This is a genomic window from Anaerovorax odorimutans DSM 5092, from assembly GCF_000426305.1.
GTDB classification, from domain to species: Bacteria; Bacillota; Clostridia; order Peptostreptococcales; family Anaerovoracaceae; genus Anaerovorax; species Anaerovorax odorimutans.
Genome location: NZ_AUFC01000015.1, coordinates 21,460 through 35,531, shown reverse-complemented (window position 1 = coordinate 35,531; position 14,072 = coordinate 21,460). Strand labels below are relative to the sequence as shown.

Genomic DNA, 14,072 nt, shown 5'->3' with positions numbered 1-14,072 from the left:
ACCCTTTATTTTGCTGTATTAACCAAAGCGTTTTTCCAAAAGGTCTGCAAGCTTCTCTGCCAGCCCAGTAATAATCTCTATGTTTTTTCCTTCAATCATAACCCTAACAAGAGGCTCTGTGCCGGAAGGTCTTATTAAAACTCTTCCTTCTTCAGCCATCATTTCTTCTACCTTTTTAATTTCTTTACTGATTTCAGGATCATCTATATATTTTTTCTTATTTTCATTTTTAATTTTTGCATTTTTTAAAATTTGAGGATAAATTACAATTTCATCTGACAGCTCTGAAGGTTTTTTGTTTAACATTTTTATAGCCTTAATTAATTGCAATGCTGACAAGATACCATCCCCTGTTGTTGTATGATTTAAAAAGATAATATGACCAGATTGTTCACCGCCAATTTGGCTTCCTGTTTTAAGCATACTTTCAAGTACATACCTGTCACCAACTTGAGTAGTCTCAACATTGCATCCTATTTCTTTTGCCGCTAAATGAAATCCTATATTGCTCATAACTGTAACTGTAACTTTATTTTTAGCTAATTGATTCATTGATTTTAACATTTTAGTACAAATCAAAATTACTTTATCACCATCAATGATTCTTCCTTTTTCATCTATAGCAATCAGTCTGTCTGCATCTCCATCAAAAGCCAATCCTAAATCTGCATTGTGCTTCAAGACAGTTTTTTGCAGCATCTCAGGATGGGTAGAACCACATCCGCAATTAATATTTATGCCATCAGGTTTATTGAATATTGTAACAACCTCTGCACCAAGCTCTTTGAAAACTTTTTCTCCAACTTTATAAGCTGCTCCATTTGCGCAATCAATAACAAGCTTCATTCCTTTAAGGGACATTCCCATTGTTCCCTTTAAAAAGTCAGCATATAAAGAAAGGGCATTATCTTCAGCTTCAAGGCATCTGCCAAGCTTATCTCCTGTTATATGACTGTTCACATCTATATTTCTTATAATTATATCTTCTATTTCATCTTCAATCTCATCATCAAGCTTAAACCCTTCACTGTTAAAGAATTTAATTCCATTATATTCAAAAGGATTATGAGAGGCTGAAATCACCACGCCGGCATCTGCTTTATAATATTTTACTAAATATGCAATTGCAGGAGTTGGAAGCACTCCTACTTTTATTACATTTCCACCCATTGCAAGTATTCCGGCACTGATAGCATCCTCCAACATATCTCCCGAAACTCTTGTATCCTTTGCAATCAAAACAATCGGCCTTTGTTGATTTTTACTTAGTACATATGCACCAGCCTTTCCTAAATTAAACGCTAATTCCGGAGTTAATTCAGAATTAGCAATACCTCTAACTCCATCTGTCCCAAAAAGTCTACTCATTATTGTTCTACCTCACTTAAAAGAATCTGTACATTTGCAGGACTTATTTCAATATTATTAACCTGCTTATTATAATTTACCAATACTGCAGTACTTGTTGTCTCTTTAGCAGCATTTGCTAAATTAATATAAGGTTTAAAATCTCCCTTAGAAAGATTCGCGATAACGGCTTCACTTGCCGATACTTTTATAGTTATTTTATCTGTTTGAATATCTGCACTGAGATTTTCAGGTAAATTTTCAATACCTATCTCACTAGCACTATAGTCAAAATATCTTGTTGTTATGCCTTTAATTTGTATATTTACCACTAAGTTTTTAGAATCACTGGCAATTTCAATATCTTTTGGCAATATAGGTTTAATCTTAATATTTGCAGTGGTTTTTGTTCCGGTAATATCGATAGGTTCTGCACTTATTTCGGTTATATCTTTCAAATCATCTTTTGATCCTTTAATCTTTATTGTAGATGGTTTATTAATTCCTTTAATTTCATAAAATGATGCTGCCTCACCGCTAACTTCAACGTTGAGTTTGACCTCTTTTATATTATACAGTTTAGCGCTGACATCCACATAATCTGACGATAAACTCACATTATTTACCGGATCTCCATCTGAATTAAGAGGAATGGCTTCCGCTTGAATTTTATTTCCGGATTTTGTAAATTTTGATGAATCTACTTCTACCAGTATATTGGATACTTGACTCACATATGATTTTGCCCCTGATACTTCAATCTCTTCTGGCTGTGTTGAAATATCTCCTATTTCAGTATTTTCCTTTGTTGTTCCTGTAAAGCTTACTTTAACAGGTTTGCTGGCTGCAACTAAATCTTCTATATTTACAACTATTTTTGAAGATTTTATTTCCACAACTTCTAAAGAATCCGGAACTGTAACGGTAACAGGGATATAATTTTTACCAATTGTAAACCCAAATAAATCCGCATTGGCAATAATTTCATCAGGTTTTATTTTTGCAATGTCTCCTCTTTTACCTTCAACTGTAACGTCTACTTTGTAGTCTGTATCTCCATATATAGCCAATTCTCTTGCTGTAAGATTTTCTTCATTTATCAATTGAACAGGAACATCCTTTATCGTCTGTTTACTTGTTGGATTAACTTCGACAATTACATACGACCAAAGAATCACTGCAATAATAACAGATATAATTTTATAAAAGGTATTACTCCTTGGCATCTTCATTATTCCTCCTAAACAGATTTAAAAACGATGGTTTCTCTTTTTCTTCTTTTGGATTAGAAAGATATAGATTTAAAAGAGTCTTTTCTACTGTTTTTAAATCAAGAAATCTGGATAAATTTCCATCAATAGCTATAGAAATAATACCCGTTTCTTCAGAAACTATTAAAGCAATAGCATCAGAGTTTTCAGTAATTCCAATTCCTGCTCTATGCCTTGTTCCTAATTCCTTGCTCAAAGTTTTATTTTGAGTAAGTGGTAATACACATCCTGCGGCTAAAATTATGTCCCCTCTTAAAATAGCCGCTCCGTCATGAAGGGGTGCCCCTTCATAAAATATATTTCCAAGTAACTCCTTTGATATAGAGGCATTTAAAGTAGTTCCGTTTTCAGCTATATCATTTAAAGAAATTTCTCTTTCCAATATCATTAATGCACCAACTTTATTTGTAGAAAAACAATCTACTGCTTTTATGATTTCACTAGTTATAAACTTTGCATGTTCTTTATCTAAATTATTAAACTGAGGTTTTACAAATTTGCTTCGTCCCACATATTCAAGCCCTCGTCTAAGTTCAGGCTGAAACACTACTACTAATGCCAATACACCTAACGTCATCGTCTTATTTAAAATATAGTTTAAAGCATTCATGTGAAACAAATCCGAAACAAAAAATGCAATTACTAAAATTAGCAGCCCTTTTACAAGCTGCTCTGCTCTGGTTTCTCTTATAAATCCTAAAATTTTATAAACAATAAAAGACACAATAGCTATATCTATAACATCGAATATTCCCACTGTTGAAACAATATTATTTAATATATCTGACACAGGTTTCTCCCCCTTGGCTATGATATTTATATTGTACCTAAAATTAATAATATTTACAATAGGAATCCAAGCTTTCAAACAGAAAAAACATTAAATTTACAAAACTTATAATCATAAAATTAAAAAAACTTCTCTATTTAACATTTTTGTTTTTTAGAGAAAAAATACCATGCATAAAATAATCTATCTGTCTAATGTGAAGTCCTGCAAGCACAAATAATCATTCACTCTTATAACGTATTGTTTTTTTGCGTATAATAAAAGGGATAGTATAAAACCATCCCTTTTATTTATTTTAATAATATGTTTTTAATAATCCATAATTATTATCTTTTCTTTTATAAACTATATTTACACTGTTGGTTTCCATATTAAGAAATGCAAAGAAATCATGTTCCAAAAGTTCCATCTGCATAACTGCTTCATCAACGGACATTGGCAATAATTCAAAGCTCTTTGTTTTTACTGGCTTAATTTCTTCAAGGTCATCATCTGTATCAGGTAATTCAGTAAAAATAAATTCTTTTTGTCCTCTGTGTTTACGCTGAAGTTTCGTTTTAAATCTTGACATTTGAGTAGATAGTTTATCTACAACTTTGTCTACAGCTGTATAAGCATCGCTACTTTCTTCTTCAGCTCTAAAGATTGTACCCTTCGCATTAATTGTAGCTTCAACCTTTTCTCTACCTCTTTCAGTAGTTAACATAATATTCACTACTATATTATCAGAAAAGTACTTACCTAATTTCTCAAACTTGTTTTCAATTAACTGTTTAAGATGATCACTTGCGTTAAAATTTTTACTGGTAATTATAACTTTCATATAATGCACCTCCTAGCTTGTTTCATAATTGAATTAGTCTTAGTTTATTATACCATATTTTTTGCAAAATTCCTTATTTTTTTTAATTTATTTATGCAAAATTATCCATAGCTATATATTTAAAGTTAACAGCCAAATCCCTAAAAATCAATGTATATTAAAACTATTTCTATAGGTATATTTTTTTTATTCTATTCAAACTTTTTGCTATAATATTATATAAGCGCTGATTTTCCTTGTAAGCTTTCATGTATAAATATTCAAAAAATAATTAAAATCAGATATTGAAATTGCCTAGCTGACCTGGTTTTTGCCCCCACACCTGCCTGACTGACTTTTGTCAGAGGACTTACATCTAAACTACGCCATGATCACTGCCGCCTTGCGGTCCAGCTTACGTGGATCCCTTTGCCCGTAACTAGCTTGGATTTTCAACCACAGACCTAAGCAATTTCAATATCTGATTTCTGAACTAAATTTATACTTTCTTTAATATATCTGCACCTGCTGCAAAAGCAAATACATATATTTTATCTGCACCGTTGTTTAATAACATTCGACTACATTCATCTACAGTACTTCCGGTTGTATAAATATCATCTATTAAAAGAATTTTTTTGTTCTGAATTATTTTAACCCACTTATCTTTAACAGTAAAGGCTTTTTTTATATTTTCTTTCCTCTCTTCTACCCCTAAACTATTCATTGGTTTTGTATCATGTTTTCTCACTAAAACTTTTTTATAATAGGGCAGCTGCATATATATTGACAAATATTTAGTTAAAAGTTCAGCTTGGTTATACCCCCTTATTCGCTGTTTTCTAATATACATAGGTACTGGAATTAGCATATCAACATTTAAATTTTCTAAATTTATTCTGTCGTACATTATTTCTGATAATTTACGACATAGATATGCTTTATCTTTATATTTAAAATTGTGAAGAATTTTTCTTTCTGCCAATCCATACTCTACACAAGAATATCCTTTTTCAAAGAAATGTTGTGACTCCATACAGTCAGAACATAAATTTTGACTGAAACTTTCATTTAATTTTTTACCACATTTTTCACAGGAGCTTTTATTATTCCATTTTAAAGTACGAACGCAACTATCACAAAGACTGTATGGTCTTGTTTTATCAATTAAATTGCCGCAAGCAATACAATAAATATTAGAAGGATAAATTAATTCCATTAAATCTTCAAAAATTTTCTTCAACATTTAAAAACCCTCTAAGCCTTGTTCCCAGACCCGAATATCTCTCTGTTATACTATTATTATCCACCATTGCATGCATTTTGTTTTCTGATCCTACTAATATAACTACTCTTTTTCCTCTTGTTACGGCAGTATACAAAAGATTCCTTGTGGCAAGCATTGGTGGGAACCACGAAATGGGCATGACTACAAGTGGAAACTCACTCCCCTGACTTTTATGCACTGTAACAGCATATGCTAATTCTATTTCATCAAGCTGAGAAAATTGATATTTCACATATTTATTATCTTCGTAGACTATTGTCATTTCATTAAACTCTAGGTCTATATCATAAATAAATCCCACATCTCCATTGAAAACACCTTGTCCCTCTGTAAAATCATCACTCTTTTTCCACTCTAACTGATAGTTGTTTTTTATCTGCATTACTTTATCATTTTTTCTGAATATACGGTCTCCGAAAATTTTTTCTTCAAGACTCGGTGTAGGCGGGTTTAATATTTTTTGTAATTCTTTATTTAAATTAATACTTCCAAGCAGACCTTTTCTAACAGGAGTAATAACCTGCACATCTCTAACCGGATTGCAGTTTTCATAATAATTTGGAAGCCTTTTTAAACACAGCCCTTTAATAGTTTCGATTATTTCTTTTTCTCTGCTTTTTCTAAGCAGGAAAAAATCTTTGTCCTTCTCGTTACAATATGGATATTCACCCTTATTTATCTTGTGCGCATTTACTACAATGAGACTTTCTTTTGCCTGTCTAAAAATCTCTGTGAGCTTAACACAATTAATAATTTCACTCTCAATAATATCTCTTAAAACGTTCCCTGCCCCCACTGATGGAAGCTGATCGGCATCTCCTACAATAATAAGCCTCGTTCCCTTTGGTATAGCATTTAAAAGATTGTTCATTAACAGAATATCTATCATAGATGCTTCGTCAATAATGATAGCATCAAAATCCAATTGATCTTCTGAATTTTTACCAAACTGCATGGAGTCAGCACCCTCTGAATAGTAATATTCTAAAAGTCTATGAATTGTAGAAGCAGAAAATCCTGAAGTTTCAGTAATTCTTTTAGCAGCTCTTCCCGTGGGAGCTGCTATAGCTGTAGATAAGCCACTATGATTAAGTATATTTATTATTGTATTTATAATAGTGGTTTTTCCTGTCCCCGGCCCTCCTGTAATAACCGATACGCCGTTTTGCAATGATGCTTTAACTGCGTATTTTTGATTATCCGAAAGGTTTATAGATGTTTCATTTTCTGTTATAGATATCAATTGCTCAACATCTTTGCTTATAGGTTTCAAATTTGAATCATTTAATGCAATTAATAATTTACATACATTCTGCTCTGCTGCAAAATAAGGCATAGGGAACACTACTGTTCTCTCTTCCAAGTTTTCTAAATGAATATCTCCTTCAAATGCCATTTGAATTAAATTTTCATATACAAGTTCTGCACTTACATCAAGCATATTTCCTGTTTTTTCGCAGAATAATTTTTGCGGAACATAGGTATGTCCTTCATTTACAAAAATCCACAGAGCATATTTAATACCGCTTTTAATTCTGTATTCCGACTGTTTGCCAACGCCCATACTTTCTGCTATTTTATCTGCTTTTTTGAATCCTATGCCAAAAATATCATCTACCAATTGATAAGGATTATCTTCCACAGCTTTTATAGTCTCTTTACCATAAGCCTTATATAATTTCATAGCATAAGAAGCTGCAATTCCATACTGCTGAAAATAGAGAGTTATTTTAGCAAATTCTCTGTGTTCACAAAATGCTTTAGAAATTGAATAGGCTTTTTTTTCACCGATACCATCTACTTGTGTCAATAAATCGGGGGATTTTTCGATAATCTCCAAAGCACCCTCTCCAAATTTTTGAACTATGGATTTAGCTGTTTTTTTACCTATTCCCTTAAGTACTCCGGAAGAGAGAAAACTTTCTATGCCTTCATATGTTTTAGGCATCTGCTCCTCATATTCTGTAAAAGCAAATTGTTCTCCATAATTTGAGTGAATTTTCCAATTTCCTGTAAATGAAAAGGTTCTGCCGCAATCAACTCCAGGCAAACAGCCTATAGCTGTAAATTCTTCTTCTTCATTCTCTGCTATAGCTACAGTATAATAATTTTCCTTATTATGATAAATGATTTCTACAATTGTACCTTGTTTAACTTCCATCTTAAACCTTATTTCTATTAAAATTTAGCTTTATAAATCTTTCTGTTGTCCAATGTCCAAACTTTATCTGAGAATTCTCCTTCTTCTGTGGCTTCAAGCACTTCAAACATATCATACATTCTGGCATCTATTATATCTAGATAGTGCAGAATTTCAGCTTCCGGAAATAATGGTTTTTTTGGGCTTCCAAATTCAGGCTCATAATGATGAGATATTAACATATGTTCAAGCATAATAGTCTTTTCTTTGTTTATTCCCAATTCACCTGCAAGTCTGTCAATAACTTTTACACCTTGAACCAAATGTCCAAGCATTTGCCCTTCAAAGGAATATCCTGAAGAAATCCCCATTTCATTTGCTTCTATCTCAGTCAATTTTTCAATATCATGAATAATAACTCCGGTCATAACCAGATCAACATTCAGATTTGTATATACCTGACACACTCTTTCTGCCATCATGAGCATTCTCTTAACATGATATAAAAGTCCTGCAAACTCAGCATGATGATTTTTTGTAGCCGCGGGATAGTACATAAGTTTTTCCTTGTTATTATCTAAAATAGCAAGTGTTAATTTTTTTAAATCTTCATCTTTTATTGACTGAGCCTTACCCATTATATAATTAAACATATCTTCTGCCTTTTCAGGTGCAGCTTTTATGAAATCTGTAAAATCAACTTCATCACTTGGAGAAGCTTTACGAATCTTTGTCACTCTCAGTTGCTTCATACCATTCCATTCTGTCACATTTGCTTTTATCTTTACAAGATCACCTTCTTTAATATCATTTAAATTAGGTAATTCTGTGTCCATAACGTCCCATTTCTTTGCTGTAATATCTCCACTTGAATCTGCTAGCATTAAATCAAGAAATTGTTTTTTATTTGATCCTGTTTTTATAGAAATAGCTTTAACCATAAAAAAATCTATTACTTCATCATCTGTTCTAAACTGCTTAATATAACTCGTCTTCATATATAAAACCTCCTAATATGGGACAACTTTGTTTATTTTATTTTGCAATTTATTATATACTAATTTATATGTATATCGCAACATATGACCTATTTAATAATTTGAGCTAATAACAAAATGATATTCAATTATATATTAATTGTCAATATTTTCCTTGTATTTTTTTACATTTATTTTATAAATTGAAACTAATTTTACATTAAAAAAAGGCTGATTTTTTATCCAGCCTTTATAATAAAAATTTTTTATTGTTAAGACACGTCTTTACTCTTATAAAATCAAATGAAAAATTTATTATTTTTGCTAAGCATTTTGATTTTATTTTTTTAATATATGTACATACATAAAGCTATTATCTTAAAAATCATGTAATTACAATTTTAACCAACTTATATTTTTGTAGCAAAACCAAAATTAAAGTTGTATTAATTTATATCAGTATATTTTTTAAGAAGCTTCATGTAAATTTCTAAGTAATATAATAATTACCATTGTAATTATTATATTTATACTAAGTATAATTAGTCCTATTATACTTGGTATTCCTGGCATTATTATAAATAATAATGCCATTAAAATCATTATACTATTAATAAATAATATTATCTTCATATCCTTACTCCTTGTATCTGTAATTTTATTAAAACCTTTGAGTGTCAAAATTAAATTTCAAATAAGAATATCTCTTTTTCACTTTTTACAATACATTGTATAAATCAACCAATTTTCTTCAGATATTCTTTTTATTAGTTTGATTTTTTATTATAAAGAAATGTAATCTATTATGTTAATAATCTAATCAAAATTTAAGATATCATATTATTGATAGCAAGTCCATAGTAAAAATATATAGCTTTATTTGATTTTAAAATTGTGAATTATAATATCCCCTACTAGAACGATACAGTCAATTAAGCAATTTACTAGTTCCTCTTTTAACTAACTTATTGTTAATCTTTTTATTGTATTGTCTTATCATTTTTTTAGCAAGACATGTAGCATACAAATTAGGTTTTTCATTATTTTCATTGTATTTATAACCATTATTATCTTTACTTTTATATTTTTCTTACAATTTCGGCTTATTTCATTTTATTAAATCTTTCCTTTTAACTTTTATTTCTTTTGTATATAATAAATAATAGTAAATATATGGAGGAATTATTATGGAAAAATTTGGTATAATTCGTAGCGCTGCTGTAACACCAAAATTAAAAGTAGCCAATACGGAATATAATACAGAAGAAATTATAAAATGTGCTATGGAAGCGGACAAGCATGGCGCTGGAATAATACTGTTTCCCGAGCTTTGTATTACTGGATATACTTGCGGTGATTTGTTTTATCAGGAATTTTTATATCAAAAATCTTTACAAGGGTTAAAGAAAATTAAAGATGCTACACAAAAATTAAAAGCTGCTGTTATTGTAGGTTTCTATCTGCATCTTGAAAATAACAATTATAATTGTGCTGCTCTTATTCAAAAAGGACAGATTATGGGTATAGTTCCAAAAATGTTTATGCCTAATTCAAGAGAATTTTATGAAGCAAGATGGTTTGCTTCCGGTATAAGAATTTCGGAAGATATTACGTCTGTTAATCTATTTGGTGATGACATACCTTTTGGTAACCTAATTTTTACAGACAGTGAAAACAGTTTAAATTTAGGTATAGAAATATGTGAAGATCTCTGGGTTCCTATTTCTCCCGGTGCCCGCCTTGCATTAAACGGTGCGCACATAATATGCAACCCCTCTGCAAGTAATGAAACTGTAGCAAAATCAGAATACCGCAATACTCTTGTTTGTCAGGAAAGTGCAAAAAACATGTGCGGTTATGTATATACATCTTCAGGTGTTCACGAATCAAGTACTGATTTAGTATTTGGAGGGCACAGTATTATTGCAGAAAACGGCAGTTTACTTGCTGAAAGCCCACTTTTTGAAAGAGAAAATTCCATCATTTACGGTGAGATTGATTACGAAAGAATTAAGTTTGAGAGAACTTACGGTCAGCATTTTGAAGAATGTGCTTCTGCTTATACAGAAAGATTCTCATTTACATCTATTGATATTCTTCCTCTTCCAGTACTTAAAATGGGAAATGATCAGCTTACAAGAAAATATCCTAAGAATCCTTTTGTTCCAAACGACCCAAAAACTTTTGATGAAAGATGTAAAAGTATATTTAGCATACAATCATCAGGATTAGCAAAAAGAATGGAACATACACATTCAAAAAAAGCTATTGTGGGAATATCAGGAGGTCTTGATTCTACATTATCTTTACTTGTATGTGCTGAAACATTTAAGCTGTTAAACAAGGATCCAAAGGATATAGTTGCTATTACAATGCCTGGCTTTGGAACCACAGATAAAACGTATAATAATGCTCTTACTATTATGAGGTTATTAGGTGCTACAATAATTGAAATTCCTATAAGAGATGCTGTTTTACAGCATTTTAAAGATATTGAACATGATAAAGACAAACATGATGTTACCTATGAAAATTCCCAAGCGAGAGAGAGAACTCAAATACTCATGGACGTTGCAAATAAAGAAAGCGGCTTAGTTATAGGAACAGGCGACCTTTCTGAAGTAGCACTAGGGTGGAGTACCTATAACGGTGATCATATGTCAATGTATGGTGTTAATGCCAGTGTTCCAAAAACTTTAGTACGTTTTGTAATAAAATGGGTTATGGAAAATAAATTGAGTGGAACAAATGAAGACAAAAGCTTCAGTTCAGATAATGTACTTTTAAAATCAACCCTTCAAGATATTATGGATACACCTATATCTCCTGAACTTCTTCCTCCTGATAAAGAAGGGAAAATTGCTCAAAAAACCGAAGATACAGTGGGACCATATATATTACATGACTTTTTTATGTTTTATACAATTCGTTATGGAATGTCTCCAAAGAAGCTTTATTATATTGCTAAAACAGTATTCCAAGATGATTATGACGAATTATTTATTAAAAAATGGCTTACTGTTTTTTACAGGAGATTCTTTGCTCAACAGTTTAAACGAAGCTGTATGCCTGACGGCCCTAAAATTGGATCTGTAAGTCTTTCCCCTAGAGGTGACTGGCGTATGCCTAGTGACGCAGATTCTTATGAATGGCTAAAGGAATTGGAGTAAATAATTATCTATTATACTGCAAACACGAAAACAGCTATCACTGTTAAATACTATATGACCGCCTTTTGAAAGTTTTAGAAGCTCTTTGCTTCCTTTGAGGCGGTCATAAATATAATCTGCACTTTTAAAATGAACTGTATCATCATCAACTGTTTGTATAACAAGTACATTACAATATATGATCTTAAAAAGAGGTTTTGTCTTTGTTAATAATCTTTGAAACTGCAATAATGCTGACACAGGTTTAGAGTTACATGCATTTATATACTTTACCAAATATGTACTTGGGGAATAAATGAAATTTTCAAGGATAATTTTAATATTCCAATAATATATAGGGGTATTTACTGTTATTAACGCAATTGGTTTATATTTATATAGATTAACTGCAAGTAATCCTCCCATAGAAAAGCCTATTACAACTATTTTTTCACATCTCTTTGAAAGCTTAATATAAGACTCTTCCACATCTAACAGCCAATCCTTAAAATGTGCCTTTGCTAAATTTTCCTTCGTTGCCTCATGCCCTGTAAGTAAAGGCATTTCTATATCATATTTTTCCTTAGATAAATATTCATGCAAAGTTCTAATCTCATCTCTGCTTCCTGCAAATCCATGAATAATTAAAATACCTATTCTTTTATTCTTTTCGGTATTATTCATGACATTTTTTCTCCATTATATTTTTATATATTTTATATAAAGTAAAACAAATAAATATAGTAGTCATTTAAAATCCCCTTTTTAGCTATTTAAAGCAATCTTAATTAATTTTTTCCCCAAAACAAAAACGCTTCTATTTTAGTGTAATTTTACACTAAAATAGAAGCGAGGTCAACTATTTTTTTCTTTCTTTAAGCTTCTAAATATTCTTTAACTTCATCTAAATTAAAAGAGGCACAAATCCGCCTGTCTTCAGCGTCGATAGCTCTATAATGCTGAGAAATAATATTTTGCTGAATTTTTAAACCATCAATTTCTTCTATTGTTCGCCACCAAATCTTACCTCCCATTGTTTTGGGATATTTGGGCTCCCCTTTTTCAAAAGCTAATGCCATAATAATATCTGTAGTTTCTCCTCCAAATGCCGCACTTAACACTTCACTCTTAAAAAAAATGGAACAAAATGCAACAGCTCCTGTCCATCCTAAAGAAGATCTCCCCTTCTCAATTTCAACCAGCGTCTTTTTTGAAATTCCTAATACTGTAGCCATTTTTTCTTGATTATAACCATATTCAGTTCGTACTAGCTTTAACTTACTATTAGCTTTATTAATAAATTCTATTCTATTCATGAAATCTCCCTCCCACAGTGTAAGTTTACAATGTAAAAAAGATTTGGTCAAATACATTTTATATATTTATAAATATATTATAAAAATTTAGTTTAAAAAAGTTCAATTCCAATCTTAGGCTTCTGCAAGCAAGTACATATTTTTTAAGAAATAAAAAATATATTAATTTTCACTTTTTTCGTCTTCTAACTTTTCCTGTCCTCTCACATTATCCATTTTTTTATATTTTATCATTCTTATTATAAAAATAAAAATTTCATACCCCGATAATACACTTCCTATATAATATGGGAATGGTCTTATTGCAATCCATGAAATAAATGGGTAATAAGTACTTATATTGAAATAATTTAAAAGAATAATCGATATAAATACATTTGCTGCAAGATAAAAAGAAGGAACTCCTATAATAATAAGTTCTAATACTGCAGATTTTATAGTAAGCTTATGTCTATTACTCACATGCACTAAACAAGCAATCAGACCTCCTATTAATAAAGTAAATATTAAGTTTACACAGATAGGCGAAAATACTGTTCCCCCTTTATAATACGCTTCATTAAAATAAACAGATAATTTGCAGTGTACATATAATAGTGCAATAAATACAATATCCCAACCAATAAAAAATGTTGTCTGCTTTTTCATAATAAACCCCTTTCAAAGATACCATAACATGTATAATTACATATATTACATTAATGATACCTTAATATATTAAAAGAATCAAATTGGTACAAATCAAAAACAACAGATTTATATTTAAACAATTAAAATTTGAATTTAATTAAAAAGTGAGCTTTAAACTTAATTATAACAGTTACTAATATACATGTTAGAATATTAAGCTATTGTTCCATAAGCATGAATTAACGCATCAATAACAACGCTTTTCGCATCCTCTTTTGATATCTTTTCCTTTACTTCAAAGGAATTAAACGGAAGATCCATAGTCCACCATGATATTGATTCTATAATAAATCAGTAACTAA

The 14,072-nt window shown here is 30.5% G+C and carries 12 protein-coding genes; 1 reads left to right on the top strand and 11 read right to left on the bottom strand.

Features of this window, described 5'->3' with window-relative positions:
- Positions 1-18: 18 nt before the first annotated feature.
- From glmM to K292_RS18555, 8 genes are all read right to left on the bottom strand, one after another.
- The gene (glmM, locus tag K292_RS0106740) at positions 19-1,368 is read right to left on the bottom strand and encodes a phosphoglucosamine mutase (RefSeq protein ID WP_027399198.1); all 1,350 of its coding nucleotides are present in this window, start codon (positions 1,366-1,368) and stop codon (positions 19-21) included.
- On the bottom strand, positions 1,368-2,579 hold the full coding sequence (locus K292_RS0106735; protein WP_084145922.1) for a CdaR family protein: 1,212 nt from the start codon (positions 2,577-2,579) through the stop codon (positions 1,368-1,370). Before K292_RS0106735 ends, glmM begins: the two co-directional genes overlap by 1 nt.
- Complete coding sequence (gene cdaA, locus K292_RS0106730) at positions 2,560-3,408, bottom strand: diadenylate cyclase CdaA (protein WP_027399196.1); 849 nt, start codon at positions 3,406-3,408, stop codon at positions 2,560-2,562. Before cdaA ends, K292_RS0106735 begins: the two co-directional genes overlap by 20 nt.
- 295 nt (positions 3,409-3,703) lie before the next feature.
- Positions 3,704-4,231 (bottom strand): ribosome hibernation-promoting factor, HPF/YfiA family, encoded by a 528-nt coding sequence (hpf, locus tag K292_RS0106725; RefSeq protein WP_027399195.1) that lies wholly within the window; start codon positions 4,229-4,231, stop codon positions 3,704-3,706.
- A gap of 478 nt (positions 4,232-4,709) precedes the next feature.
- The gene (locus K292_RS0106720) at positions 4,710-5,456 is read right to left on the bottom strand and encodes a ComF family protein (RefSeq protein WP_027399194.1); all 747 of its coding nucleotides are present in this window, start codon (positions 5,454-5,456) and stop codon (positions 4,710-4,712) included.
- Entirely contained in the window at positions 5,437-7,659 is a 2,223-nt protein-coding gene (gene recD2, locus K292_RS0106715) for an SF1B family DNA helicase RecD2 (RefSeq protein WP_027399193.1), read from the bottom strand. Before recD2 ends, K292_RS0106720 begins: the two co-directional genes overlap by 20 nt.
- A gap of 17 nt (positions 7,660-7,676) precedes the next feature.
- Positions 7,677-8,636 (bottom strand): 3'-5' exoribonuclease YhaM family protein, encoded by a 960-nt coding sequence (locus K292_RS0106710; protein WP_027399192.1) that lies wholly within the window; start codon positions 8,634-8,636, stop codon positions 7,677-7,679.
- Positions 8,637-9,083: 447 nt separating this feature from the next.
- Positions 9,084-9,248, bottom strand: coding sequence for a hypothetical protein (locus tag K292_RS18555; RefSeq protein ID WP_156900491.1), 165 nt, complete (start codon positions 9,246-9,248; stop codon positions 9,084-9,086).
- Between the two features lie 554 nt (positions 9,249-9,802).
- On the opposite strand from K292_RS18555, the gene K292_RS0106700 reads away from it, so the two are divergent.
- The gene (locus K292_RS0106700) at positions 9,803-11,785 is read left to right on the top strand and encodes an NAD(+) synthase (protein WP_037372728.1); all 1,983 of its coding nucleotides are present in this window, start codon (positions 9,803-9,805) and stop codon (positions 11,783-11,785) included.
- Here K292_RS0106700 and K292_RS16275 read toward each other — a convergent pair.
- The 3 genes from K292_RS16275 to K292_RS0106685 all read right to left on the bottom strand — a co-directional run bounded on the left by K292_RS16275 (position 11,768) and on the right by K292_RS0106685 (position 13,728).
- Complete coding sequence (locus K292_RS16275; protein WP_051280450.1) at positions 11,768-12,448, bottom strand: alpha/beta hydrolase; 681 nt, start codon at positions 12,446-12,448, stop codon at positions 11,768-11,770. The two genes, K292_RS0106700 and K292_RS16275, sit on opposite strands and share 18 nt — an antisense overlap.
- Before the next feature lie 191 nt (positions 12,449-12,639).
- Positions 12,640-13,080 carry a helix-turn-helix transcriptional regulator gene (locus K292_RS0106690; RefSeq protein ID WP_027399190.1) on the bottom strand — a complete coding sequence of 147 codons (441 nt, stop codon included), beginning with the start codon at positions 13,078-13,080 and terminating at the stop codon, positions 12,640-12,642.
- Between the two features lie 162 nt (positions 13,081-13,242).
- The gene (locus K292_RS0106685; protein ID WP_027399189.1) at positions 13,243-13,728 is read right to left on the bottom strand and encodes a hypothetical protein; all 486 of its coding nucleotides are present in this window, start codon (positions 13,726-13,728) and stop codon (positions 13,243-13,245) included.
- Positions 13,729-14,072 lie beyond the last annotated feature (344 nt).

Excerpts from the sequence above, each read along its gene's own strand:
- glmM (WP_027399198.1), bottom strand. The coding sequence starts at position 1,368 with ATGAGTAGACTTTTTGGGACAGATGGAGTTAGAGGTATTGCTAATTCT.
- K292_RS0106735 (WP_084145922.1), bottom strand. The coding sequence starts at position 2,579 with ATGAAGATGCCAAGGAGTAATACCTTTTATAAAATTATATCTGTTATT.
- hpf (WP_027399195.1), bottom strand. The coding sequence starts at position 4,231 with ATGAAAGTTATAATTACCAGTAAAAATTTTAACGCAAGTGATCATCTT.
- K292_RS0106720 (WP_027399194.1), bottom strand. The coding sequence starts at position 5,456 with ATGTTGAAGAAAATTTTTGAAGATTTAATGGAATTAATTTATCCTTCT.
- recD2 (WP_027399193.1), bottom strand. The coding sequence starts at position 7,659 with ATGGAAGTTAAACAAGGTACAATTGTAGAAATCATTTATCATAATAAG.
- K292_RS0106710 (WP_027399192.1), bottom strand. The coding sequence starts at position 8,636 with ATGAAGACGAGTTATATTAAGCAGTTTAGAACAGATGATGAAGTAATA.
- K292_RS18555 (WP_156900491.1), bottom strand. The coding sequence starts at position 9,248 with ATGAAGATAATATTATTTATTAATAGTATAATGATTTTAATGGCATTA.
- K292_RS0106700 (WP_037372728.1), top strand. The coding sequence starts at position 9,803 with ATGGAAAAATTTGGTATAATTCGTAGCGCTGCTGTAACACCAAAATTA.
- K292_RS16275 (WP_051280450.1), bottom strand. The coding sequence starts at position 12,448 with ATGAATAATACCGAAAAGAATAAAAGAATAGGTATTTTAATTATTCAT.
- K292_RS0106690 (WP_027399190.1), bottom strand. The coding sequence starts at position 13,080 with ATGAATAGAATAGAATTTATTAATAAAGCTAATAGTAAGTTAAAGCTA.
- K292_RS0106685 (WP_027399189.1), bottom strand. The coding sequence starts at position 13,728 with ATGAAAAAGCAGACAACATTTTTTATTGGTTGGGATATTGTATTTATT.